Below are 24,286 nucleotides of genomic sequence, written 5' to 3' on the forward strand. Positions count from 1 at the left end.
GGCTGCAGGAGCAGTGCAGCGGCCGAGTCTCCGCTGCGAATCATTCACGTACCTGCTGCTATCCTGCAACCCGAATTATTCAGAGTAATTTGTCATGACGTGAATTCTGGCGCCAGATCCTATGAAATTTCCCACAGAAGTACAGCATTTGTTCATATAAGCTGACAAAACTGTGGCCTTTCTGACAGCCGGTTATGCTTTGTGCAACCTGACTGCCAGCAGCTCATTGCAACCAAAGGTCTGTAATGTCGCCTGCGTGGCGGCAAACTGGCTCAGCGTGGCATTTTCGACTTCTGCCAGCACCGCTCTTTTTATCTGGCTGCTGTCTCCGCCCTGCATATTCAGCAGCACCAGCGCGGCCTGCAACGGCGGAAAGCTGGGGTTAAACGCCGCATTCTCAGCATAGCGACCGGTCACAATGGTGCCGGATTCGGTTTCCAGCGCCACGCCGCTATGCGACTGGCTGTAGGGCGCATGACTGGCATTGGCCGCCGCAACCGCAGCCTGCACCAGCGGATCGCCGTCAGCACGATAGCCGTGGTCGACCGCATCCATCAGCAGGGTGGTGATGTCGAGATCGCGCGGGCCAAAAGCATCAGGCAGGTAATCCGCCAGGGTACTGATGGCGCGTTGCGGCAGCGAAATACGAATCTCTGTGCCGCTATTGAGTTCATTCATAAACTGACGGCAGTGACCGCACGGCGTGTAGTTGACCGTGATGGTATCCAGCTGGCGTTCGCCGCGTAGCCAGGCGTGGGTAATTGCACTCTGCTCAGCGTGTACCGTCTGTTGCAGCGGCGTGCCGGTAAACTCCATGTTGGCACCAAAGTACCAGGTACCGCTAACGCCACGGGCGATGGCACCGACGTTAAAGTGTGACACCGTTGCTACGGCACAGGCGGCTGCCAGCGGCAGTAAAGCCAGTGCCAGCGCATCGGCGTCCATCTGGGTCTGGTGCTGCAGCGACGCGACCTGGTCGGCGCTCAGCACTGCCTGGAAATCTGGTGCGTCCAGCAGCGGAGCCAGCGCCGTTTGCAGAGTTGACGGCAACGCCTCGAAGGCGGAGAGAAAACGTGAATGCATGAGAGCCTCATTAAATTCAGCAGGGCGATATGCCAGTCACCGGTTTATATGTGATCCACGTCGCTCTGACAATGCAACCTGCGTTGCATGTTTCAACTTTGCGAGATCTCTCGCAAAGTTTTAGCCAAACCAGAGCAGCAGAACCGGAAAAATAATCGGGGCAAGCAGGGAGGTAATAATGCCGCAGATCACCAGCGCCAGTGAGCTGAATGCCCCTTCCTGATAATCGAGCTCCGCGGCGCGGGCGGTGCCAAGGGCGTGAGAGGCGTTGCCGATCGCCAGACCGCGCGCCGCTTTAGATTTGACGCCAAGCAGATTCAGCAGCATATGACCAAACACCGCGCCCAGCACGCCAGCGATCAGCACGCAGATCGCGCTGATCGCCGGAATCCCGTGCAGCGAACCAGCCACCGCCATCGCTATCGGCGTGGTCACCGACTTGGGAATGATCGTGGCGGCGATTTCCGGCGTAGCGCCCAGCCACAGAGCGATGGCGGTACCCGATACCATCGCCGTCAGGCTGCCAATAAAGCAGACGCCAATGATCGACTTCCAGCGGGCGCGAATCTGATGCATCTGCTCATACAGCGGCAGCGCCAGCGCCACCACCGCCGGTTGCAACAGCTGATTGAGAATCTGACTGCCAGCAAAATAGCGCGAGTAGGGCAGCTGCAATAGCAGCAGAATTGGGATGATAATCGCCATCGCCACCAGCAGCGGATTGAGCAGCGAGATTTTCAGAGTCAGCGCCAGCTTGCGCGCCAGAAAGAATGCCGCCAGCGTCAGCGGCAGCGACCACCAGATATCACTCATCCTCTGACTCCTTCACCGGGCGGCGGCTATGGAGCTGGTGAGCGCTGACGCCGACCACTGCCAGCACCACAAAGGTACTGACGATGCAGGAGATGACGATCGGACCAAACTGGGCGCTGAGAATATCGGTGTGGCTCATCACGCCGACGCTGATCGGCACAAACAGCAGCGCCATGTAACGAATGATCAGGTGGCAGCCCGGTTTTACCCAGCTTACCGGCAGGATTTGTGATGCCAGTAGGGCGAACAGGATCAGCATCCCGAGAATACTGCCGGGAATGGTGATGGGCAGCAGCGAGGCGATGCCGTTGCCACTGTATAAGCAGAGATAAATAATGATAAAGGCACGTAGGTAGCGCCCGCAGACAGACAGCACGGTGAGCATGACAGGCTCCTGTTTTCACTGAGCTTCATCATACGCATTAACCGCTTAGCGTGCTAGCGATCACATAACAGGCGGCAGGCAGACGATCGGTGGCGCAGCGTCGGAGATAAACGCGCGCAGTGTGGGAACGAGGGCGGAGGAAAAAGAGGAGGGGAGAAACGATCTTCCCCTGCTGCGGTCTCCAGCAGCAAAGGAAGATCATCGGTGGCGGTTACTTAACCGGCATTCCCGGTACCGCACCGCTGTCTACCGACAGCACAAACAGATCTTTGCCGCCAGGACCGGCTGACAGCACCATCCCTTCGGAGATGCCAAAGCGCATTTTACGCGGTGCCAGGTTAGCCACGATGATGGTCATCTTGCCGACCAGCACCGACGGATCGGGATAGGCCGCGCGGATACCAGAGAAGATCTGACGCTTCTCGCCACCCAGATCGAGTTGCAGACGCAGCAGCTTATCCGAACCCTCAACCAGCTCCGCCTGCTCAATCAGCGCCACCCGCATATCGACTTTGGCAAAATCGTCGATGGTGATGGTGTCACCCACCGGCGCATCCGCCAGCGGACCGCTGACCGCCGGCGTGCTGGCCGCGGCGGCATCTTCTTTCGACGCCTCAATCAGCCCCTCGACCTTCGCCATTTCAATCCGGCTGTAGAGCGCTTTAAACGGCGCGACCTGGTGATCCAGCAGTGGCTGCGGGATCGCATCCCAGCTCAGTTCGCAATTAAGGAAGCCTTCTGCCCGCGCACTCAGCGACGGCAGCACCGGCTTCAGCCAGGTCATCAGCACGCGGAACAGGTTAATCCCCATCGAGCAGATCGCCTGCAGATCGGCGTCACGGCCTTCCTGCTTCGCCACCACCACGGTGCCTGCTCATCCACATAGCGGTTCGCCAGATCGGCCAGCGCCATGATTTCACGGATGGCACGGCTGTACTCGCGGCTCGCCCAGGCTTCACCGATCTTCTCTGACGCATCCACAAAGGTCTGATAGAGCGCCGGGTCGGCCAGTTCAGCCGCCAGCTTGCCGTCAAAGCGTTTGGTGATGAAGCCTGCATTACGTGATGCCAGGTTAACCACTTTATTCACAATGTCAGCATTCACCCGCTGAACGAAATCTTCCAGATTCAGGTCGATGTCATCGATGCGTGAGGAGAGCTTGGCTGCGTAATAGTAACGCAGGCTGTCGGCATCCAGATGCTGCAGCCAGGTACTGGCTTTAATGAAGGTGCCACGTGATTTCGACATCTTGGCACCGTTCACCGTTACATAACCGTGGACAAACAGGTTGTTCGGTTTGCGGAAGTCGCTGCCTTCCAGCATTGCCGGCCAGAACAGGCTGTGGAAGTAGACGATATCCTTACCGATAAAGTGATAGAGCTCGGTGGTGGAGTCTTTGCGCCAGAACTCGTCAAAGTCGATGTCACCACGCTTGTCACACAGGTTCTTAAACGAGCCCATGTAGCCGATGGGCGCATCCAGCCAGACATAGAAATATTTGCCTGGCGCATCCGGGATCTCGAAACCGAAATAGGGCGCATCACGTGAGATATCCCACTGTTGCAGACCCGATTCGAACCACTCCTGCATCTTGTTGGCGACCTGATCCTGCAACGCACCGGAGCGGGTCCAGGCCTGCAGCATGGCGCTGAACGACGGCAGATCAAAGAAGAAGTGTTCAGAGTCGCGCAGCACCGGCGTCGCACCAGAGACCACCGACTTCGGATCAATCAGTTCGGTCGGGCTGTAGGTCGCACCGCAGACTTCACAGTTATCACCATACTGATCGGCGGATTTACATTTCGGGCAGGTACCTTTGACAAAACGGTCCGGCAGGAACATCCCTTTTTCCGGATCGTAGAGCTGAGAAATGGTGCGGTTCTTAATGAAACCGTTCTCTTTCAGGCGGCCGTAAATCAGCGCCGAGAGCTGGCGGTTCTCGTCACCGTGCGTTGAGTGATAGTTATCATAGCTGACGTTGAAACCGGCAAAATCCGCTTCGTGCTCCTGTTTCATTTCAGCAATCATCTGCTCCGGCGCGATGCCAAGCTGCTGCGCTTTCAGCATAATCGGCGTGCCGTGCGCGTCATCGGCGCAGATGAAGTAAACCTGATTGCCACGCATTCGCTGGTAACGCACCCAAATGTCTGCCTGAATATGCTCGAGCATGTGGCCGAGATGGATTGATCCGTTCGCGTAAGGCAGCGCGCAGGTTACCAGAATTTTTTTAGCGACTTGAGTCATAGTTTGCGTAGCTTTCTGTTGATTGAAAAAACGGGCTTAGATGGTAACCGAAGGCTCCGCTGGCGTAAACACAAGGGATTCGCCATCGCCAGTCGCCGCGAAACCCTGGGCATCTGATATCATTGAGAGGACATCGCTGAAGCACAGCGTAAGAACAGCAGAAAAAAGGAGTGGGGGATGACAGCACAATCCCGGGAACCGCATACGCCTGAAGCCCTGCGCGCCATCGTGGTCGGCGTACTGAGAGGCTTTGAGCATCCAACGCTTCAACAGAATCTCACCGCGCTGAAAGCGTTGCATCACGTGGCGCAGCTCGACGGTAAACTGCATATCGAACTGATCATGCCGTTTGCCTGGGCCAGCGCCTTTGAAGAACTGAAAGCAGAGACCAGCGCCGAGCTGCTGCGCCTGACCGGCACCCGCGCGATTGACTGGCGTTTAAGCATGATATCGCCACCCTGAAACGGGTGAAAAATCAGCCGGGCGTCAATGGCGTGAAGAATATTATCGCCGTCAGCTCCGGCAAAGGTGGCGTGGGAAAATCCAGCACCGCGGTTAATATGGCGCTGGCGCTGGCCGCCGAAGGCGCGCGTGTCGGCATCCTCGACGCCGATATTTACGGCCCGTCGGTGCCGAATATGCTCGGCACCGAACATGAGCGGCCCACTTCGCCCGATGGGACCCATATGGCACCGATTATGGCGCACGGGCTGGCCACTAACTCGATCGGCTATCTGGTGACGGACGATAATGCGATGGTGTGGCGCGGCCCGATGGCCAGCAAAGCGCTGATGCAGTTGCTCAACGAAACCCTGTGGCCGGAGCTCGATTATCTGGTGCTGGATATGCCGCCAGGCACCGGTGATATTCAGCTGACGCTGGCGCAGAATGTCCCGGTGACCGGCGCGCTGGTGGTCACCACGCCGCAGGACATCGCGCTGATCGACGCCCGCAAAGGCATCGTGATGTTTGAGAAAGTCAGTGTGCCGGTGCTGGGCGTGGTAGAGAACATGAGCCTGCACATCTGCAGCCAGTGTGGCTTCCACGAACCGATCTTCGGGACCGGTGGGGCACAAAAACTGGTGGCCGATTACCAGACTCAGCTACTGGCCCAGTTACCGCTGCACATTAACCTGCGTGAAGATCTCGATGAAGGCCAGCCGACGGTGATTCGCCGGCCGGAGAGTGAATTCACTGCGCTCTACCGCCAGCTTGCCGGACGGGTCGCCGCCCAGCTTTACTGGCAGGGCGAGGTGATCCCTGGCGATATCGCGTTCCGCGCGCTCTAAGCCCGGGCCGACCCGCTGGTGTATTCAGATGCCAGCGGGTAGTGCATCAATACATAGCCTCCCTGTTCCCCTTCGCCCTGTGAAATCATCTTCCAGCCATGTTTCAGGTAAAAGGCCTGCGCCGCTTTGTTCATCGACAAACACTTCAGCGCGCCGGTCGAGGTGAAGCGCGCCTGAACCGCTTCCAGCAACGCGCTGCCTGCACCGCGACCCTGCCAGTCAGGCGCGACATAGAGGCTGTGCAGGAAATTGTCGTTCTCCAGCAGGCCGGCAAAGCCAACCCGCTGACCATCGCTCTCAGCCACCAGCACGGTTTCACCCAGGATCACACTATCAAAGTCTTCCAGCTGCCAGTCGCTGCCATCCAGCCAGTGCCAGTTATGCCGACGCGACGCCAGAAACAGCGTACGCAAAAAAGGTCGATCGGCTTCAGTAAACGGACGAATCTCCACAAGTCAGCTCCCTTTATCTCCGGTCTTACAAAGCTAGCAGCGATTGGCGGAAAAGATTTGAAAAAGATAAAGCGGGTTAATTGCCTCGCCATTCGCTGTACACTGCCTCGCGGGCCAGAAAGCATCATGCTTTCTGCGTTTGATAGCTTTCGTTTATTTAATTGATAACGACTGCTTATTAGATGTTGGCCCGAAAATTCTGTAACGTACATCACATAATTCAACGGAGGCCATCAGATGTCTATTATCAATACCAAAATCAAGCCGTTTAAAAACGCAGCATTCAAAAACGGCGAGTTCATCGACGTAACCGAGAAAGACGTTGAAGGTAAATGGAGTGTGTTCTTCTTCTACCCGGCTGACTTCACCTTCGTTTGCCCGACCGAACTGGGTGACGTAGCCGATCACTACGAAGAATTCCAGAAACTGGGCGTAGATATCTACTCCGTTTCAACCGACACCCACTTTACCCACAAAGCCTGGCACGGTTCTTCAGACACCATCGCGAAGATTCAGTATGCGATGATCGGCGACCCGACTGGCGCGCTGACCCGCAACTTCGAAATCATGCGTGAAGCGGAAGGCCTGGCTGACCGTGGTACTTTCATCGTTGACCCGGAAGGTATCATCCAGGCGATCGAAATCACTGCGGAAGGCATTGGCCGTGACGCCTCTGACCTGCTGCGCAAAGTGAAAGCGGCACAGTATGTCGCCTCTCACCCAGGCGAAGTGTGCCCGGCGAAATGGAAAGAAGGTGATGCAACACTGGCTCCATCTCTGGATCTGGTTGGCAAAATCTAATCTCGCTTCGGCCTTTCGATCTTTCTCTCATCGGGTGCCACGGCACCCGATTTTTTGACCAGGATATCACTATGCTCGACACAAATTTGAAAACTCAGCTCAAGGCCTACCTTGAGAAATTAACCAAACCTGTTGAGTTGATTGCCACTCTGGATGAGGGTGCCAAATCAACCGAGATCCGTGAGCTGTTGGTCGACATCGCGGGCTTGTCTGATAAGGTCAGCTTCCGCGAAGAGAACGATCGTCAGGTCCGTAAGCCGTCGTTTTTAATCACTAACCCAGGTTCCAACAGCGGCCCGCGTTTTGCCGGTTCGCCACTGGGTCACGAATTTACCTCACTGGTGCTGGCGCTGCTGCAGACCGGTGGGCATCCATCGAAAGAAGCGCAGAGCCTGCTGGATCAGGTTGCCGCGCTGGATGGCGATTTCCATTTCGAAACCTACTATTCGCTGTCATGCCATAACTGTCCTGACGTGGTGCAGGCGCTGAACCTGATGGCGGTGCTGAACCCGCGCATCAGCCATACCGCGATTGACGGTGGCCTGTTCCAGAATGAAATTCAGGAACGCAACGTGATGGGCGTGCCAGCGGTTTACCTCAACGGTAAAGAGTTTGGTCAGGGCCGCATGAGCCTGGCGGAGATTGTCAGCAAAGTGGACACCAACGCCGATAAACGCGCCGCTGAAGAGCTGAACAAGCGTGACGCCTATGACGTGCTGATTATCGGTAGCGGCCCGGCGGGTGCAGCAGCGGCAATCTATTCTGCCCGTAAAGGCATTCGTACCGGTCTGATGGGCGAGCGTTTCGGCGGCCAGGTGCTGGACACCGTTGATATCGAAAACTACATTTCTGTGCCGAAAACCGACGGGGCAAAACTGGCTGGTTCACTGCGCGCGCACGTCGATGATTACAATGTTGATGTGATTGAGAGCCAGAGCGCCATCAAACTGATCCCGGCAGCCGCTGTGGGTGGCCTGCATGCGGTGGAAACCGCCTCGGGCGCGGTACTGAAATCACGCAGCATTATCCTGGCGACCGGCGCACGCTGGCGTAACATGGGTGTGCCGGGTGAAGAAGAGTATCGCACCAAAGGTGTCACCTACTGTCCGCACTGTGACGGCCCGCTGTTTAAAGGCAAGCGCACCGCAGTGATCGGCGGCGGTAACTCCGGCGTTGAAGCGGCGATTGACCTGGCTGGCATCGTTGAACACGTCACGCTGCTGGAATTTGCCGGTGAGATGCGTGCTGACAAGGTGCTGCAGGATAAACTGCGCAGCCTGAAAAACGTCGATGTGATCCTGAATGCCCAGACCACCGAAGTGAAAGGCGACGGCAGCAAGGTAACCGGTCTGCAGTATATCGACCGTACCAGCCAGACCACTCACGAACTGCCGCTGTCCGGCATTTTCGTTCAGATCGGCCTGCTGCCTAATACCCCGTGGCTGGAAGGCGCCGTTGAGCGCAACAAAATGGGCGAGATCATTATTGATGCCAAATGCGAAACCAGCCTGAAAGGCGTCTTCGCAGCCGGTGACTGCACCACGGTGCCGTACAAGCAGATCATCATCGCCAGCGGCGAAGGTGCAAAAGCCTCGCTCAGCGCCTTTGATTATCTGATTCGTACCAAATCGGCTGAATAAGTTTTGCGATAGCCACGCAATAGCCCCTCGACAGATGTTGAGGGGCTTTTTTTAGTATCCTGCCAGCGTCATCAGCATCATCCACAACGGTGTCGTCACCGCAGCAAACAGGGTTGAAAACAACATGCTGGCGGCAGCCGGGCCAGTAATCACGTTAAACTTCTGCGACATCAGGTAGACATTCACCCCGACCGCCATCGATCCCAGCAGCACCACCACTTTACTCTCCAGCGGCGGCAGGCCGGTCAGCCAGGCGATGGCCCATACCGTCATCGGTTGCAGCACCAGCTTGAGCAGGCAGAGGGTATAACTCTCTTTCAGCCTTCCCGCACCCGATAATGGGCCAGACTCATGCCCAGCGTGACCAGCGACAGCGGGGCGGCGATCGATCCCAGCATCCGTAGCGGCTCAGCGGCCAGCAACGGCAGCGGACGCTGCAGAAAACTCCAGGCGGTGCCGCTGAGAATGCCGATGATCAGCGGGTTCTTCAGCACGCCAATCGCCGTGCGTCCCAGCCCCTGCAGCGAGAAGCTGCCCTGTTTCGCCCATTCAACCGACACCGTTAACAGCGTCCAGAGGATCAGGCTGTTAAACACCAGCACCAGCGCCACCGAGGGCAGTGAGGCGGGTCCCAGCAGCACCGTCGCCACCGGAATGCCCAACATCACGTTATTCGAAAAGATGCCACCCAGCGCGAACACTGAGCCCGCCACGCCATCCAGCTGAAACAGCCGTTTCGCCACGATCCGGCCGACGATAAACACCAGCAGGCAACTGCCAAAGAAGGCCAGCAGCAGCCGCGCGTCAACCGGCGGACTCTGGTAGAAATGGCTCATCACGCCAAACAGCATGCAGGGCAGCGCGACGTTGAACACGAAGCGGTTCATCCCTTCGCTGATGCTGGCGGGCCATTTACCCAACCGTGTCAGGCCGTAGCCGAGCAGGATCAGGATAAACAGCGGGGCGGACAGATAAATTTGATGACTGAGGCTATTGAGCAGAAGAGGCATACGGGCGTTCAATTCAGGCAGCTAATAATTATCAGCCTAACAAATTGTTAACCAACAGGTAACCTGCCGCGGCCATAAATCTTGCTCAGGCACGCTTTTTAGCCCAGCCAGCGACGCGCCTGCCGATCGCTGATATCGCGATAATAGACACGGTGAATCATTTTGCCGCAGCCCGAACAGCGGGCGGAAATATAAGTGGAAAGATAGTGTCTGCCATTTGGCGCAGTGGCACCGTGACGTTCGATAATAATGTCCTGCCATCGATGGCGGTGAGGAATAAGCGCTAACAATCGCATCATACATCCTGAATAGTATGAAGTTCCGCTTCCGGAGTATTTTAACCCCATGAAAATGAATGTTTTTTTGCGATACTGTGCGCAGGCTAATTATTATGGCGTGATGCAGGTTAAAGTGGAAATAACGCCCCCGCAGGGCGCTAATAATACCTACCTCAAAAGAGGTATATTTATAACCCGCAGCATTAAGCCTGTTTTTAACGTGACAGGAATTGATCGGGATCATACGAAGTGTCACCGGCACGATGATTGATCGCGCTGGGGTGACTTGCTTTCGCCGCGGCACCTCCTTATGCTGCAATCTGTAACATGACTCGGGGTGCCCTTCCACGTGAAGGCTGAGAAATACCCGTTGAACCTGAACTGGATAATGCCAGCGTAGGGAAGTCTGATGCCTGACCGCATTCGCCTTCTTGTTCGCCGGTTGGGAGCTATGATGAATCATCAATCTCAACACCTTTCTGCTGCGCAATACGCGCCCATTCTGCACCGCTTCCGTCGCCAGTCACCGCTGGTGCACTGCATGACCAATGATGTGGTTCAAAACTTTACCGCCAATGTACTGCTGGCGCTCAACGCTTCGCCAGCGATGGTGATTGATGCAGAGGAGGCCGCGCAGTTCAGCGGTTTTGCCGATGCCTTGTTAATTAATGTCGGGACGCTGACCGCTGAACGCCAGCAGGCGATGCAGGCGGCAATCACGGCTGCCCGTCAGGCCGGCACGCCCTGGACGCTGGACCCGGTGGCCGTTGGCGCACTGACGCTGCGCACGACTTTCTGTCAGCAGCTGCTGACCCAGCAGCCAGCGGTGATCCGCGGTAATGCGTCAGAGATTCTGGCGCTGGCGCAGCAGACCAGCGGTGGACGTGGTGTCGATAGCCTGCATCAGGCGGATGCGGCGCTGGAGGCGGCCTGCCAGCTCGCTCGTGACTATCAGACGCTGGTGATCGTGACCGGTGAAGTGGACTACGCTACCGATGGTCAGCGTACTTTTGCCATTCACGGCGGCAGCCGCTGATGACGCGGGTGGTCGGCACCGGCTGCGCATTGTCGGCGGTGGTGGCGGCCTTTAGCAGCCTGACCGGTGACCGGCTGCTCAACGTGGCTACGGCCTGTCAGGTGATGGCACGCGCCGGTGAGCAGGCAGCGGCAGGCTCGACCGGCCCCGGCAGTTTTGCCACGGCATTTATTGATGCGCTCTGGACGCTGGAGGTGAACCATGGCGCGCATTAATGCCCTGACCATCGCCGGCACCGATCCCAGTGGCGGAGCGGGGATTCAGGCCGATCTGAAAACCTTTTCGGCGCTGGGCGCGTACGGCACCAGCGTGATCACCGCGCTGGTGGCGCAGAATACCTGTGGCGTCCAGTCGGTTTATCGCATCGATCCTGACTTTGTCGCCGCCCAGCTCGATTCGGTACTGGACGATGTGCGTATCGACAGTGCGAAAATCGGTATGTTATCGGAAACCGCGATAGTAGAACGGGTTGCGGCACGGCTGAAGCGCGCTGAAATTCCCTTTGTGGTACTGGATACGGTGATGGTGGCGAAAAGCGGCGATCCGCTGCTTTCTCCGGACGCGATTGCCAGCGTGCGTGAGCTGTTACTGCCACAGGTGTCGCTGATCACCCCCAATCTGCCGGAGGCGGCGGCGTTGCTGGGATGTGCTGTGGCGCAGAATGAAGCGCAGATGCGGGCGCAGGGCGAGGCGTTACTGGCAGCGGGATGTCAGGCGGTGTTGATGAAAGGCGGACATCTTACGGCTGACGACAGCCCGGACTGGCTACTGACGCCTTCGGATCAGCTGCGGTTCAGCACGCCGCGCGTCAATACCCGGCATACCCACGGCACCGGTTGTACGCTATCAGCGGCGCTGGCGGCGTTACGTCCTCGTCATGCGAACTGGGCGGATACGGTGGCTGAAGCCAAAGCCTGGCTGCAGCAGGCGCTGTTGCAGGCAGATTCACTGCAGGTCGGGCAGGGGATTGGGCCGGTACACCACTTTCATCAATGGTGGTAACAACGGTGCGTCGTCTCTGACAGGGCGACGCAGCGGTATCAGGGGGCTTCAAACCATGCGCTGTTGCGCTCGGCGATAGGGGTAATCGAGAAGATCATCTCCTGCAGATGGCGGCGCATCGCCGCTTCGGCAGCATCGGCGTCGTGCTGTTTTAACGCCGCGAAAATCTCCTCATGCTGCTCAATCAGGCTTTCCGGCGGGGAAACTTCACTCAGGGTCAGAAAACGCACCCGGTCCATCGCCGCTTTGATGTTCTCGACCGTTTCCCACGCCAGCTTACAATCAATACTTTCGGCAATCAGCCGGTGAAACTCATCATCCAGGCTGAGAAACGCCTGGCTGTCGTGCCGCTCAGCGGCCATACGCTGTAGTTGCAGGTTGTGCGCCAGCACCATCAGCGCCGGTTCGCCAATCTCCAGCGCGGCACGACGCACCACAGACACTTCCACCGCTTCACGGATAAAGCGACCATCCGCCACCCGTTTGGCAGAGATCTTACGCACAAAGGTGCCGCGCTGCGGCAATACCTGTACCAGTCCGGCTTCTGCCAGTTTGATGAAGGCCTCGCGCACCGGCTGGCGTGAGACGTTAAAACGTGCAGAGACCTCTTTTTCCGACAGCAGCGAACCTGGCTGAATCGCACAGGTCACGATATCTTTGCGCAGAAACCGGTAAATCTGCTGATTCACCGGTTCGCTGGTGGTAATGGTATAAGCGATCGACATGCAGCAATATCCATATTACGGCTGGCTGATGCCAGCCCGATGGGAAAGGGTCAGTCTAATCAGCACGCTGCGTCTGCGCCAGTGCTTTGTCACCAGGCTGTTATGCCTGGCTCACACACTGTTGTACCGTCGCCCGCGCGCCTGAGTCGTCAGCTGCTGGTAATACGCTGTCAGTCGGGCAACCAGATCGGCGTTTTGCGCCAGATCGTCGCCAAAGATCTCACGCAGACCCAGTAGCGCACGGACACGCGACTCGCCTTCTTCGCTGCTGGCAACCGTCTCTGCCAGCATGGCTTTCAGCGGATCGCGAATCTCAATCGGCTGGCCCTGTTCGTCGATGGCCCCGACATAGCGCATCCAGCCGGCCACGCCCAGCAGCAGCAGCTCGCAGCGGCTGTGGTTACGCAGATGCCAGCGCAGACTGTCCAGCAGACGCTGCGGCAATTTTTGCGATCCGTCAGTGGCGATTTGGTATGTGCGATGTTTGATGGCGCGGTTTTCATAGCGGGCAATCAGCGAATCGGCATAGGCTTCAAGGTCCACGCCCTGGGTGCGCAGAGTCGGCGCCTGCTCATCGATCATCAGCGCACGGGCTGCGGCACGGAAGTGCGGGTCTGCCATACAGTCGCTGATGTGCTGATAACCAGCGAGATAACCCAGATAGGCGAGGAATGAATGGCTGCCATTCAGCATCCGCAGTTTCATCTCTTCATATGGCAGCACGTCGGAGACCAGTTCTGCACCCGCCTTTTCCCACGCCGGGCGGCCGCTGACAAAGTTATCTTCGATGACCCACTGAAAGAAGGGTTCCGCTTCGACCGCCACCGGGTCATGGGAGCCGAGCCGTTCGGCCAGCGCATCAAAGGCAGCATCGGTCATCGCTGGCACAATGCGGTCAACCATAGTCGACGGGAAGGTAATCTGCTGCTGGATATAATCAGCCAGCGCCGCATCCTGGCGTTGTGCCAGCTGCACAATCACGTTGCGGGTGACATGACCATTCTCCGGCATGTTGTCGCACGACATCACGCTGAAAGGCGGCAGATCCAGCTCGCGACGCCGGGCAATAGCGGCCAGAATCAGACCCGGCAACGAACGTGGCGACTGCGGGTTTTCCAGGTCATGGAGAATATCGGGATGATCCGGGTTGAGATTGCCGGTGGCCGGCTGGTGGCAATAGCCTTTCTCCGTCACGGTCATTGAGACAATCGCCACATCGGGCTGACACAGCGCGTCGATCACCGCGTCAATACCGTCGCCTTTGCCATGCAGCGCGGCCGTGATCACGCCGATTACCCGGGTCTGCAGCGCATCATCCGCCATTTCGGTCAGGGTATAGAGCAGTTGCTGTTTGCGCAGCGCCTGAATCAGTTCACCGCTGTTAAGGTTAACTTCGCAGTAACCCCAGTCGCTGCCGTGTTCGGCGGCCAGCTTATCGCTGCACAGCGCCTGATGGGCACGGTGAAAGGCACCAAAGCCGATATGCACCATCCGGGTTTTAAGCTGGCTACGGTCGTAGGCGGGGCGCTGGATCTCAGCGGGCAGGCGATCAATCTGTAACATAGTCCGTCCTTATGGCAAACGGGGCGCGAGGCGCCCCGAAATCAGTGATCATGTCGCGTGATGAAGGTTACACCGAAACCGGTTTATCCTGCGTTTTCGGGCTGCGAATCACAAACAACACCAGGAAAGCACCCAGCGCGGCGACACAGCCAGCCAGCACAAAGGCGCTGTCGAATTTACCGGTATGCTGGACAATAAAGCCGGTGACAATCGGGCCGATGATACCGGAGAGGCTGCCGACCAGGTGGATAAAGCCGCTGATGCTGCCGACCCGACTCTTATGCACCACATCCTGAATAATCGCCCAGTAGATTGCGCCGGTAATGTAGAGGAAGAAGATCGACACCGACATCATCATCACCGCGGGAACCACATCTTTTATCGTACCTGCCAGCGCCACACAAATTGCCGCCGCCAGCAGTGAGACCACCAGCACAATTTTACGCGACAACAACAGCTTGCCGGTGATGTTAAAGATTTTATCGGAGATCCAGCCGCCCAGCGCCAGGCCGACGAAGCCGACAATCCACGGGATCATGGTGGTGATGCTCATCGACTTGATATCCAGACCGTGCGCCTGCACCAGATAGGCCGGGAACCAGCTCAGGAAGAAGAACAGAATGTAGTTGTAGCAGAAGAAGGCAAACGCGGTCACCAGGATGATCGGCTGACGCAGATAGTAGCCAAACGGATGGGCGGTTTCTGACAGATCGGCCTCATCGTTGGGGTTCGCCGCTTTCAGGCGTTCAATTAAAACGCGTTCCTCTTCACTTACTCGTTTGCTTTTCGCCGGGTTATCCGCGGCGAAGAACAGCCAGAAGGTCATCCATACCAGACCGATGCAGCAGACGATAATGAATGCCGGACGCCAGCCATACGCCAGCGCCAGATACCCGATAATCGGACCGGCCACCGCGCCACCCAGCGGCGAACCGGCGCTGAGTAAGCCCATCGCGGTGGCGGCCTGTTTTTTAGGAAACCAGCCGTTAATCGCTTTGTTGGCCGAGGCGCAGATAGGTCCTTCAGCCATACCGAACAGCACGCGCAGGATCAGCAGCGACCAGAAACCGGTCGCCAGTGCGGTCATGCCACAGAAAATCGACCAGGCCCCTACTGCCACGGCCAGCACGATTTTCGGGCCAAACCGGTCAGTGGCGAGGCCACCGACGAAGTTAAACAGCGCGTAGCCGAAGAAGAAGCTGCCGAAGATCATGCCGAACTGCTCAGCGTTGATCGCCAGATCTTTTTCCACCAGTGGCACGGTCAGCGACAGGGCGACACGATCGAGGTAATTGATCATGTAAACCAGGAACAACAGTAAAACGAGGGTCCAGCGCAGATTCTTGAACATACAAACTCCGTGATCTGTTTTCTCTTTATAATCATGCCGGCGGGTACGCACCGGCTGAGGACACCTGGTGTTCAGTGGGCATTAACCCATTTGCAGGATGACTTTGCAGCAGGTGCGCGGATCTTTCTCGAACAGCGTCATGGCACGTTCAATCTCCTGAAGTGGGAAATAGTGTGTGACCAGCTTCTCTGGCTGGATTAACCCTTTTTCCATCCATTCAATCACCTGTGGAAAGCGGTTGCTGTTAAGACGTGAGGTAAACAGCGACAGCTCTTTACTGGTGAGACTTTGCTGCGTAATGCTGCAGGGTTCGCCGGAAAAGCCCAGCAGACCGATGCGCGCCGCCGGTGAGGCAAGGGCGGCCGCTTCGGCCAGAATAGTGGGATGGCAGGCCGCGTCGATAATCAGCGTTGGCTGAATGCCTTCCAGCTGCGCCGCCAGCGGAACTTCGCTGTTATTAAACAGCCGATCGGCCCCATTCTGCTGCGCCAGTGCCAGCCGTTCCGGCAGGCGATCCACCACCATCACTTCTCTGACGTTATAGACGCCTTTCAGCACCTGAATGGCGGTTAAGCCCATCGGGCCGGCACCGTAAATCAGCGCCACATCCTGCGGCTGGGGCTGCAGGAACGCAGTGATGTTGGCGGCGATGGTGAACGGCTCGACCAGACTCGCCAGCTTGTCGGGAATGCTGTCCGGCAGGCAGAAGGCATTTTTAGCCGGTGCCAGCGCATAGTCACTGAAGCCGCCGTCGCGATGGACGCCAATTACCTGCAGTGAGGTACAGACGTTGGGGCGACCCACCGAGCAGGGGTAGCAGTGACCACAACTGACCACCGGATCCACCGCCACGCGCTCACCCAGTCGTGCCGCATCGACACTGTCGCCGACGGCATCAATCACGCCGAAAAATTCATGACCAATTACCCGCGGATATCTGGCGAACGGGTTGTGGCCGTGCCAGATATGGACGTCAGAACCGCAGATACTGGCGTAGGCCACTTTCACCCGAACTTCACCGGTCGCCGGTTGTGGCAGCGGACGTTCAGCCAGCACCAGCTCGCCCGGTTGTTCAATGACTACACTTTTCATCGGATGCTCCTTACCAGTTCCACAGCGTGCCATCTTCGAGACGGGCGACCGGCAGATAGGCGGGTTCGTAGGGATATTTCGCGGCCAGCTTCTCATTAAATTCAATGCCCAGACCCGGTTTGTCGCCAGGATGCATATAGCCCTGGTCAAAGGTCCAGCTGGCATCGAACAGCTCCATCATCTGCTCAGAGAAGCCCATATATTCCTGCACGCCGAAGTTAGGCACCCAGAGATCAAAGTGCAGGGCGGCTGCCATACAGATTGGCGAGAGATCGGACGGACCGTGTGAGCCGGTACGTACCTGATAGAGTGAGGCGAAATCCGCGATGCGGCGCATCCCGGTAATCCCGCCCGCATGGGTAATGGTGGTGCGGATATAGTCAATCAGCTGCTCTTCAATCAGCTGCTTACAATCCCAGATGCTGTTAAACACTTCACCGACCGCAATTGGCGTCACGGTGTGCTGACGGATCAGGCGGAAACATTCCTGGTTCTCGGCTGGCGTCGGATCTTCCATCCAGAACAGGCGATAATCTTCCACACTTTTGCCAAAACGCGCCGCTTCAATCGGCGTCAGACGGTGGTGCATGTCGTGCAGCAGATGCTCATCAAAGCCAAATTTGTCACGGATCGCCGCGAACAGTTTCGGAGTGAAGTCGAGGTATTTCTCGGTTGACCAGAACTGCTCTTCGGGCCAGTTACCTTTGGTGGCGGGTTCATAGGCCAGCCCTTTGCCTTTGGCCATGCCGTAGGTGGTTTTCATCCCCGGCACGCCGCACTGGGCGCGGATCGCCTTGAATCCCAGCTCTTTGTGCTTCGCGTAGTCGTCCATCACTTCATCGATGGAATGACCGGTAGTGTGGCAATAGACCATCACGCCGGTGCGTGAAGCGCCGCCCAGCAGCTGATAAACCGGCATATTGGCGGCTTTGCCTTTGATATCCCACAGCGCCATATCTACGGCGGAGATGGCGGACATAGTCACCGGGCCGCGACGCCAGTAAGCGCCTTTGTAGAAGAACTGCCAGATATCTTCAATCTGATGCGCATCGCGGCCAATCAGCTGCGGGCAAACGTGATCTTTCAGGTAGGAGGCCACCGGTAATTCGCGGCCATTCAGCGTGGCGTCGCCAATGCCGGTCAGGCCCTGATCGGTGGTGATTTTGACAGTGACAAAGTTTCTGCCTGCGCAGGTTACAAATACTTCAGCGTTAACAATTTTCATCCCGATAGCCTTCAGTCAGCATTCAATGATGAAAAAATACGCGCTTTAATACTACCATACAAGTTGATGCGACAGAGTTGTGAAGGCAGTCACAAAGCGTTTACATGCCAAAAAAGAAAGGGGCTTTCGCCCCGGTATTGATCAATCAGGCCAGCAGCGGACACTGCGGCGGCAGGCGACAACTCAGCGCACCGGCCAGTACTTCAATCACGAACTCGCGTCCGGACAGCGGTTCACCGTCAAGGTTAAAGGTCATTTCATGCGGTGAGCGGATAGTCAGCGACTGCAGCTGGGTGGTGACGATGCCTGGGTTGTCATCATCGCCGGTCAGCGAGTGCAGCAGCGTGGGCAGCAGCTCCTGGGCAGTCACAATGCTGACATCCAGCCGGCCATCGTTGATCAGCGCCGATGGACAGAGACGCTGTCCGCCGCCCGCCTGGCGGCCATTGCCAATTCCGATCACCAGCGCATCGCCCTGCCAATGAAAGTCAGGCCCGCTGATTTCACAGGTATCAGGCTTGAGGGCATCCATCCGCATCAGGCCATGAATAAAGTAGGAGACGCCACCCAGGGCCGATTTCAGTTTTTCCGGCGTTTCGGTGGTGATCCGGGTGCCAAATCCGCCGGTCGCCATATTAATGAAATAGTGGGTCTGATTGACCCGCGCCAGATCAATGCTGCTGGCTTTGCCCTGAATGGCCAGCCGCAACGCGGGCTCCATCCCTTCGGGAATGCCAACGCTGGTGGCAAAATCGTTGGCGGTGCCGAGCGGCAGGATGCCGAGCACCGGACGATGGGCCGCTTCAGAGGCTGCCAGCGCGGTAGCGATCTCATTGATGGTGCCGTCACCGCCGCCAGCGACTATGGTCTCTGCCTGTAGCGCAATCGCCTCTTTGACATAGCGGTCGCCGTCACCTTTTTCAAAGGTCACGCGCACCGCGATATCAAAACCTTCTTCACGCAGCGAGCTGATAGCGTCACGCAGATCATCATTGCCTGCGCCTTTTCCATTCAGAATCAGCAGCGTAAGCGATTTTTTATCCATTATCTGTTCCTTGAAGATCTACAGAGTGAGAGGAGGGTTATAACATAGCTGACCGCTGAAAATTATTGGCGAAAGTGAGAAAAAAGAAAACCCGCACGGGGGAGCCGGGCGGGTGAATGAGGTGGTTCCAGTAATAACCTGCTGATTGTTGTTACTCGTTAGCAGCAGGCGGGACTATAAGGCAGCGCCGCTCAGGGGTCTGTGATCCTGTTCTAACTTCATCAAAATGTTTCAGTTGGTAAACGATTTGCATGCGGATCGCGCGTGTCCTGACCGTCAGCAAAGTTGCGCAGCAACAGGCCGAAACGCAGATCAACCTCCTCCGGCACCCGCAGCCAGACGCGATGCCCGTCACCGGGTGCGACATCGATCGCCTCGCCGCGCGCATTCTGCAGCGCATCCAGCTGACACATCAGATTCCCGGCAGGCGTCATGATCTCCAGCTGATCGTGCAGCATGAATTTGTTTTTCACCGCCACTTCTGCCCAGGCATCCCGTCGCTCACCGGTAAATTCGCCCACGAACTGCTGACGATCGGAGACTGAAAAGCCCTGCTGATAGTTCTGGTAGCTGTCGTGGGTATGACGACGCAGGAAGCCTTCGGTGTAACCGCGATGGGCCAGCCCTTCCAGCGTTTCCAGCAGCGATGGATCAAAAGGTTTCCCGGCGGCGGCATCGTCAATCGCCCGACGATAGACCTGCGCGGTGCGGGCGCAGTAATAGTAAGATTTAGTGCGGCCTTCGATCTTCAGCGAGTGGACGCCCATCTGACTGAGGCGCTCAACGTGTGCCACCGCGCGCAGATCTTTGGAGTTCATGATGTAGGTGCCGTGCTCATCTTCAAAGGCGCTCATCACCTCGCCCGGCTTCATCTTCTCTTCCAGCAGAAAGACTTTGTCGGTTGGCTGCCCCACGCCGAGTGTCGGCGTGACATCCTGCACCGGGATCGGCTGGTGGATACCGACGATGTTGCCCACCTCATCCTGCTGACCTTCGGCCACCTTATACTCCCAGCGGCAGGCGTTGGTGCAGGTGCCCTGATTGGGATCGCGTTTATTCATGTAACCGGAGAGCAGGCAGCGGCCGGAATAGGCCATGCAGAGCGCGCCGTGAACAAACACTTCCAGCTCCATCTCCGGTACCTGCTGGCGGATTTCGGCAATCTCTTCCAGCGACAGTTCGCGAGACAGAATCACCCGGCTCAGCCCCATCTGCTGCCAGAACTTTACCGTCGCCCAGTTAACCGCATTCGCCTGCACCGACAGATGAATCGGCATCTGGGGAAAGGCTTCCCGCACCAGCATGATCAGGCCTGGATCGGACATAATCAGCGCATCAGGCTGCATCGCCACTACCGGCGTTAAATCACGAATAAAGGTTTTCAGTTTGGCGTTATGCGGCGCAATGTTGACCACCACATAGAACTTTTTGCCTAGCGCGTGCGCTTCATCGATCCCTTTGGCGAGGTTTTCGTGGGTAAATTCATTGTTGCGCACCCGCAGGCTGTAGCGTGGCTGGCCAGCATAGACCGCATCGGCACCATAGGCGAAGGCGTAGCGCATGTTTTTCAGCGTGCCGGCAGGGGAAAGCAGTTCGGGTTTCATCGGGTTCTCACTGATGTCAGGTCAGTATGCCGCCTCAGGCGACAGCGGCAGGGCCGGTCAGAGGCCCTGCTAAAGGTGCGGAATTGTAGGCAGTGAGAAAACGGAAGTAAATTGATCGGGATCAAACTAGATCAAATGACAGACGTCGGCTTCCCAGCGATAGCCCATGCCGTAGACGGCGCGGATAAAAGGTTGTTCGCTATCAAGGCTTTCCAGCTTGCGGCGCAGATTTTTGATATGGCTGTCAATGGTCCGATCGGTGACCACACGGTAGTCGTCATACAGATGGTTGAGCAGTTGCTCACGCGAAAACACTTTGCCAGGCTCCAGCGACAGCGTTTTCAGCAGGCGAAACTCTGCCGGGGTCAAATCCAGCGGCCGATCGCGCCAGCTGGCAACAAAGCGGCCTTCATCTATCGTCAGCAGCGAGCTGTTCTGCACCTCTTCGGCACTGCGTTTCACCCGGCGGAGAATGGTTTTCACCCTGGCCACCACTTCGCGCGGGCTGAATGGCTTGCAGATATAGTCATCGGCGCCAATCTCCAGCCCAAGCAGTCGATCGATCTCTTCGGTGCGAGCGGTCACCATGATGATCGGCAGTTCAGAGTGGCGGCGGATTTCGCGGCACAGCGTCAGTCCATCAGTGCCGGGCAGCATCAAATCCAGCAGCATCAGGTCGGGCGGTGACTGGCGTACGTAATCCAGCACCGCATTGCCATCGGCAATATGGTGGGTGCGGTAATTGGAGGCGTGCAGATAATCGATCATCAGCTGCGCCAGTTTTGGCTCATCTTCGACCACCAGAATTAAAGGGTCGTGGTTTGGCTGGCTCATAAGCAGTTACACAGAGGGAACGTAGCGCAAGTGTAGCGCGATTTTCAGTCCACCTAAATCAGAGTGCTCTGCAGAGATGTTACCACCGTGCGCATCAACGATGTTTTTACAGATCGCCAGGCCGAGTCCCGACCCGCCGCTGGCCCGGTTACGCGAGCCTTCGGTACGGAAGAAGCGTTCGAAAATCTGCGTCTGGTGTTCTCCGTCGACGCCGGGCGCACTGTCTTCCAGATCGATACGCCAGTAAGGGGCTTCATACCACAATTTCACCTCGACCCGGCCCCCGCTGTCGGTATAGCGCAGGCTGTTTTCCAGCAGGTTGGTGAACAGCTGCATCAGTCGATCAGGATCGCCAAAGAACGGGGCTTCATCTGGTAATTGCAGCTTCAGGGTTAAGCCATAGGCGCGGTAGCGTTCCGCAAAGCTGCCAGCGGTCACCTCCAGCAACTGCACCAGATCGGTCGCCTGCTTACGGTAGGCGAGGGCGCCCTCATCAGAAAGGGAAAGCTGATGCAGATCGTCCACCAGCTTGGTCAGCACCACGACTTCACTCTGCAGCGAGGCGATTGCCTCCGGCGTAATTTTACGCACACCATCCTGCATCGCCTCCAGCTCGCCGCGCAAAATGGCCAGCGGGGTACGCAACTCGTGCGAGATGTCCGCCATAAAGGCGCGGCGCATGCTTTCGTTTTTTTCCAGCGAGCTGGCCAGCAGGTTGAAGTCGCCGGCCAGCTGTCCCAGTTCATCCTGGCTGCCAACCTCAACCCGGGTGGCAAAATTACCGGCCGCCAGATGATGGGTACCATCAACCAGCCGTTTGACCGGTGCCAGCAGGCCGCGCGCCATCAGCCAGGTGGCCAGCGCTGCCAGCAGCGTGGACAACGCGACGATATACCAGCTGGTACGCCGCTGCTGTTGATCAAAATTGATGTCGGTGCTGCGCGTCAGCCGTTCCGGCGGCGAGCCAATCACCCAGCCGACCACTTTGCCGTTGCTGGTGGTGATATTACGCCGCGATCCCTCTGGCGGCACCGGCGAGCGCGGGCCGACCATCACTTTATATTGCTGGTCAAGGATCCAGAACTGGGTACGCCAGCCGTGTGGCGGCAGCTGATTATTGCTGTCGGGATTCTGCTCCAGCGACCGCAGAATATTAAACACCAGCCGATCGTTGTGGCGCAGGAAATCCCAGTTGCCGTGCTGCTCATACTGATCGGCCAGCGCGTCACCGAGCATGCTTAACCGTTGTTCGTTGCCGCGCTTGATGTAATCAACAAAGCCGTGTTCAAAGCTCAGGCGCACGCCCCAGTGCATGGTGATTAATACCAGCATGCAGGTCGAGAAAATCGCCATAAACAGCTTGGCGCCAATGCCGATGCGCAGGTTAACTCTCATGACTTTCTCCGGCGTCGTAAGTCGACGTTTTTACTGACCTGCTGCGGCACGCGCCAGAACACCAGCGCTGGCAGGATAATAATCAAGGACATGCACAGGTAGGCATAAATAAACATCTGATGTTCTGCACTGCTGTCGCTGGCACCATCCTGAGCAAAGGCACCCAGCAGTAAACCCGCCACGGTGACACCGATACTCATCGACAGCTGCATAATCATCGACAGCAAGCTATTACCGCTGGAGGCGAGTTCATCGGGCAGCTCTTTCAGCGTCAGGGTATTCATTGAAGAGAAGCGGATGGCGTTGACCATGCCCTGCAGAAACAGCACCAGCGGCAGCAGCCAGACCCAGCCCAGTATCGCCACCAGCGGAAACAGCACCACCACCAGTGCCAGCGCAATGGTCGACACCACCAGCACGTTGCGATAGCCGAACAGGTTTACGATGCGCACCACGATGCGCTTCATCCCCATATTGCCCAGCACCATCGGGATCATCATCAGCCCGGCGTGAAACGGACTGTAGCCCATGCCGACCTGCAGAAAAATCGGCGTCATAAACGGCAGCATGCCGCTGCCGATGCGGCCGGTAAAGCTGCCGAGCAGGCCAATCGAGTAGATGCGGTTATCAAACAGTTTCAGGCTGAACAGCGCATTGTCATTGCTGCGCGCATGCATCAGATAGAACAACAGTGAGAATATCCCGACCAGGATCATCGCGCCGAGCAGTAACGGCGAGCCGCCGCTGCTGCGCTGACCATCCAGCGCCAGGGTTAAGGTCGCCATACCCACCGCCAGCAGGATAAAGCCGCTGAGGTCAAACCGTCGGGTTTGCATCGCATAGTTCGGCATCAGCATCAGGGTCGCGACGGCACCCGCAATACCGACCGGAATGTTGATCAGGAAAATCCAGTGCCAGCTGGCGTACTCCACCAGCACACCGCCCAGCGCTGGCCCCAGCAGCGGACCGATCTGACCCGGCAGCGTCACAAAGGTCATTGCCGACATATACTGCTCACGCGGCACGATTTTCATCACCGTCAGACGCCCGACCGGTACCATCATCGCGCCGCCAATGCCCTGAACCACCCGCGACATCACCAGTTGGTCAAGTGTGGTGGAGAGGGCGCACAGCAGTGAGCCGAGGCTGAACAACACAATGGCGCTGAAGAAAATATTGCGTACCCCGAAGCGGTCGGCCAGCCAGCCGCTGACCGGCAGCATTACCGCTACCGTCAGCACGTAATAAACAATCACCGAGTGCATATGCAGTGGACTGACGCCCAGATCGTGCGCCATCGCCGGAATGGCGGTATTAACAATGGTGGTATCCAGCGTCTGCATAAAGAAGCCGATCGCCACTATCCATAATTGCCAGCGGACATTTGCGCTCTGTGTGTTCATCGTTCAGCCCCGAAAA

Annotated in this window: 17 protein-coding genes, 5 pseudogenes and 1 riboswitch; of the genes and pseudogenes, 5 read left to right on the forward strand and 17 right to left on the reverse strand. The window is 57.3% G+C overall.

All coding sequences use genetic code 11. The features are described 5' to 3' along the window. Positions 1 to 192 precede the first annotated feature (192 nt). The 4 genes and pseudogenes from cdd to metG form a co-directional block, all read right to left on the reverse strand. On the reverse strand, positions 193 to 1,083 hold the full coding sequence (cdd, locus tag HA41_RS10610; protein ID WP_094120763.1) for a cytidine deaminase: 891 nt from the start codon (positions 1,081 to 1,083) through the stop codon (positions 193 to 195). Between the two features lie 120 nt (positions 1,084 to 1,203). After that, on the reverse strand, positions 1,204 to 1,896 hold the full coding sequence (locus tag HA41_RS10615; protein ID WP_094120764.1) for a CidB/LrgB family autolysis modulator: 693 nt from the start codon (positions 1,894 to 1,896) through the stop codon (positions 1,204 to 1,206). Beyond that, entirely contained in the window at positions 1,889 to 2,281 is a 393-nt protein-coding gene (locus HA41_RS10620) for a CidA/LrgA family protein (RefSeq protein ID WP_094120765.1), read from the reverse strand. The genes HA41_RS10615 and HA41_RS10620 overlap by 8 nt, the downstream gene beginning before the upstream one ends. Before the next feature lie 211 nt (positions 2,282 to 2,492). Continuing rightward, positions 2,493 to 4,525 (reverse strand): annotated as a pseudogene (gene metG, locus HA41_RS10625) (methionine--tRNA ligase). A gap of 177 nt (positions 4,526 to 4,702) precedes the next feature. Between metG and apbC the strand changes: the two are divergent. Further along, positions 4,703 to 5,814 (forward strand): annotated as a pseudogene (apbC, locus tag HA41_RS10630) (iron-sulfur cluster carrier protein ApbC). Here apbC and HA41_RS10635 read toward each other — a convergent pair. Beyond that, complete coding sequence (locus HA41_RS10635) at positions 5,811 to 6,266, reverse strand: GNAT family N-acetyltransferase (protein WP_094120766.1); 456 nt, start codon at positions 6,264 to 6,266, stop codon at positions 5,811 to 5,813. The pseudogene apbC and the gene HA41_RS10635 overlap by 4 nt on opposite strands. Positions 6,267 to 6,503: 237 nt before the next feature. On the opposite strand from HA41_RS10635, the gene ahpC reads away from it, so the two are divergent. Next, positions 6,504 to 7,067, forward strand: a complete 564-nt coding sequence (gene ahpC / locus HA41_RS10640) for an alkyl hydroperoxide reductase subunit C (RefSeq protein WP_010617942.1) — start codon at positions 6,504 to 6,506, stop codon at positions 7,065 to 7,067. A gap of 71 nt (positions 7,068 to 7,138) precedes the next feature. Further along, the gene (gene ahpF / locus HA41_RS10645) at positions 7,139 to 8,707 is read left to right on the forward strand and encodes an alkyl hydroperoxide reductase subunit F (RefSeq protein ID WP_094120767.1); all 1,569 of its coding nucleotides are present in this window, start codon (positions 7,139 to 7,141) and stop codon (positions 8,705 to 8,707) included. 51 nt (positions 8,708 to 8,758) lie between these two features. Here the strand turns inward: ahpF and HA41_RS10650 are convergent. Together HA41_RS10650 and HA41_RS10655 are read right to left on the reverse strand one after the other, a co-directional pair. Further along, positions 8,759 to 9,717: pseudogene (locus tag HA41_RS10650) on the reverse strand (AEC family transporter). Between the two features lie 98 nt (positions 9,718 to 9,815). Beyond that, on the reverse strand, positions 9,816 to 10,013 hold the full coding sequence (locus HA41_RS10655; RefSeq protein ID WP_094120768.1) for a hypothetical protein: 198 nt from the start codon (positions 10,011 to 10,013) through the stop codon (positions 9,816 to 9,818). Between the two features lie 305 nt (positions 10,014 to 10,318). Beyond that, positions 10,319 to 10,415: riboswitch (TPP riboswitch) on the forward strand. Between the two features lie 34 nt (positions 10,416 to 10,449). On the opposite strand from HA41_RS10655, the pseudogene thiM reads away from it, so the two are divergent. Together thiM and thiD are read left to right on the forward strand one after the other, a co-directional pair. Continuing rightward, positions 10,450 to 11,246: pseudogene (gene thiM / locus HA41_RS10660) on the forward strand (hydroxyethylthiazole kinase). Continuing rightward, positions 11,233 to 12,033, forward strand: coding sequence for a bifunctional hydroxymethylpyrimidine kinase/phosphomethylpyrimidine kinase (thiD, locus tag HA41_RS10665; protein ID WP_094120769.1), 801 nt, complete (start codon positions 11,233 to 11,235; stop codon positions 12,031 to 12,033). Before thiM ends, thiD begins: the two are co-directional and overlap by 14 nt. Before the next feature lie 38 nt (positions 12,034 to 12,071). Here thiD and HA41_RS10670 read toward each other — a convergent pair whose 3' ends face one another. The 10 genes and pseudogenes from HA41_RS10670 to mdtD form a co-directional block, all read right to left on the reverse strand. Next, entirely contained in the window at positions 12,072 to 12,758 is a 687-nt protein-coding gene (locus tag HA41_RS10670; RefSeq protein ID WP_094120770.1) for a GntR family transcriptional regulator, read from the reverse strand. Between the two features lie 100 nt (positions 12,759 to 12,858). Continuing rightward, a pseudogene (locus HA41_RS10675) lies at positions 12,859 to 14,321 on the reverse strand (mannitol dehydrogenase family protein). Positions 14,322 to 14,388: 67 nt separating this feature from the next. After that, the gene (locus HA41_RS10680; RefSeq protein WP_094120771.1) at positions 14,389 to 15,672 is read right to left on the reverse strand and encodes an MFS transporter; all 1,284 of its coding nucleotides are present in this window, start codon (positions 15,670 to 15,672) and stop codon (positions 14,389 to 14,391) included. A gap of 81 nt (positions 15,673 to 15,753) precedes the next feature. Beyond that, entirely contained in the window at positions 15,754 to 16,764 is a 1,011-nt protein-coding gene (locus HA41_RS10685) for a Zn-dependent oxidoreductase (RefSeq protein WP_094120772.1), read from the reverse strand. Between the two features lie 10 nt (positions 16,765 to 16,774). After that, positions 16,775 to 17,989 carry a D-mannonate dehydratase ManD gene (manD, locus tag HA41_RS10690; protein WP_094120773.1) on the reverse strand — a complete coding sequence of 405 codons (1,215 nt, stop codon included), beginning with the start codon at positions 17,987 to 17,989 and terminating at the stop codon, positions 16,775 to 16,777. Positions 17,990 to 18,134: 145 nt separating this feature from the next. Continuing rightward, positions 18,135 to 19,034 carry a lipid kinase YegS gene (gene yegS, locus HA41_RS10695; protein ID WP_094120774.1) on the reverse strand — a complete coding sequence of 300 codons (900 nt, stop codon included), beginning with the start codon at positions 19,032 to 19,034 and terminating at the stop codon, positions 18,135 to 18,137. Between the two features lie 221 nt (positions 19,035 to 19,255). After that, positions 19,256 to 20,638 carry a prephenate-dependent tRNA uridine(34) hydroxylase TrhP gene (gene trhP, locus HA41_RS10705; protein ID WP_094120775.1) on the reverse strand — a complete coding sequence of 461 codons (1,383 nt, stop codon included), beginning with the start codon at positions 20,636 to 20,638 and terminating at the stop codon, positions 19,256 to 19,258. Positions 20,639 to 20,764: 126 nt separating this feature from the next. Beyond that, a complete protein-coding gene (gene baeR, locus HA41_RS10710) occupies positions 20,765 to 21,472 on the reverse strand; it encodes an envelope stress response regulator BaeR (RefSeq protein ID WP_094120776.1) in 708 nt (235 codons plus the stop codon). A gap of 6 nt (positions 21,473 to 21,478) precedes the next feature. Next, positions 21,479 to 22,867: an envelope stress sensor histidine kinase BaeS gene (gene baeS / locus HA41_RS10715; RefSeq protein ID WP_094120777.1), complete on the reverse strand. Its 1,389-nt coding sequence runs from the start codon at positions 22,865 to 22,867 to the stop codon at positions 21,479 to 21,481. Next, the gene (gene mdtD / locus HA41_RS10720) at positions 22,864 to 24,270 is read right to left on the reverse strand and encodes an MFS transporter (RefSeq protein ID WP_094120778.1); all 1,407 of its coding nucleotides are present in this window, start codon (positions 24,268 to 24,270) and stop codon (positions 22,864 to 22,866) included. Before mdtD ends, baeS begins: the two co-directional genes overlap by 4 nt. Positions 24,271 to 24,286: the final 16 nt, after the last annotated feature.

The sequence above is a fragment of the Pantoea conspicua genome (genome assembly GCF_002095315.1).
GTDB lineage: Bacteria > Pseudomonadota > Gammaproteobacteria > Enterobacterales > Enterobacteriaceae > Pantoea > Pantoea conspicua.

What these genes read in the sequence shown, in the direction of transcription:
- ahpC (WP_010617942.1), top strand. Translation starts at nt 6,504, where the DNA reads ATGTCTATTATCAATACCAAAATCAAGCCGTTTAAAAACGCAGCATTC.
- HA41_RS10620 (WP_094120765.1), bottom strand. Translation starts at nt 2,281, where the DNA reads ATGCTCACCGTGCTGTCTGTCTGCGGGCGCTACCTACGTGCCTTTATC.
- manD (WP_094120773.1), bottom strand. Translation starts at nt 17,989, where the DNA reads ATGAAAATTGTTAACGCTGAAGTATTTGTAACCTGCGCAGGCAGAAAC.
- ahpF (WP_094120767.1), top strand. Translation starts at nt 7,139, where the DNA reads ATGCTCGACACAAATTTGAAAACTCAGCTCAAGGCCTACCTTGAGAAA.
- yegS (WP_094120774.1), bottom strand. Translation starts at nt 19,034, where the DNA reads ATGGATAAAAAATCGCTTACGCTGCTGATTCTGAATGGAAAAGGCGCA.
- HA41_RS10615 (WP_094120764.1), bottom strand. Translation starts at nt 1,896, where the DNA reads ATGAGTGATATCTGGTGGTCGCTGCCGCTGACGCTGGCGGCATTCTTT.
- baeS (WP_094120777.1), bottom strand. Translation starts at nt 22,867, where the DNA reads ATGAGAGTTAACCTGCGCATCGGCATTGGCGCCAAGCTGTTTATGGCG.
- trhP (WP_094120775.1), bottom strand. Translation starts at nt 20,638, where the DNA reads ATGAAACCCGAACTGCTTTCCCCTGCCGGCACGCTGAAAAACATGCGC.
- mdtD (WP_094120778.1), bottom strand. Translation starts at nt 24,270, where the DNA reads ATGAACACACAGAGCGCAAATGTCCGCTGGCAATTATGGATAGTGGCG.
- cdd (WP_094120763.1), bottom strand. Translation starts at nt 1,083, where the DNA reads ATGCATTCACGTTTTCTCTCCGCCTTCGAGGCGTTGCCGTCAACTCTG.
- baeR (WP_094120776.1), bottom strand. Translation starts at nt 21,472, where the DNA reads ATGAGCCAGCCAAACCACGACCCTTTAATTCTGGTGGTCGAAGATGAG.
- HA41_RS10655 (WP_094120768.1), bottom strand. Translation starts at nt 10,013, where the DNA reads ATGCGATTGTTAGCGCTTATTCCTCACCGCCATCGATGGCAGGACATT.
- thiD (WP_094120769.1), top strand. Translation starts at nt 11,233, where the DNA reads ATGGCGCGCATTAATGCCCTGACCATCGCCGGCACCGATCCCAGTGGC.
- HA41_RS10685 (WP_094120772.1), bottom strand. Translation starts at nt 16,764, where the DNA reads ATGAAAAGTGTAGTCATTGAACAACCGGGCGAGCTGGTGCTGGCTGAA.
- HA41_RS10680 (WP_094120771.1), bottom strand. Translation starts at nt 15,672, where the DNA reads ATGTTCAAGAATCTGCGCTGGACCCTCGTTTTACTGTTGTTCCTGGTT.
- HA41_RS10670 (WP_094120770.1), bottom strand. Translation starts at nt 12,758, where the DNA reads ATGTCGATCGCTTATACCATTACCACCAGCGAACCGGTGAATCAGCAG.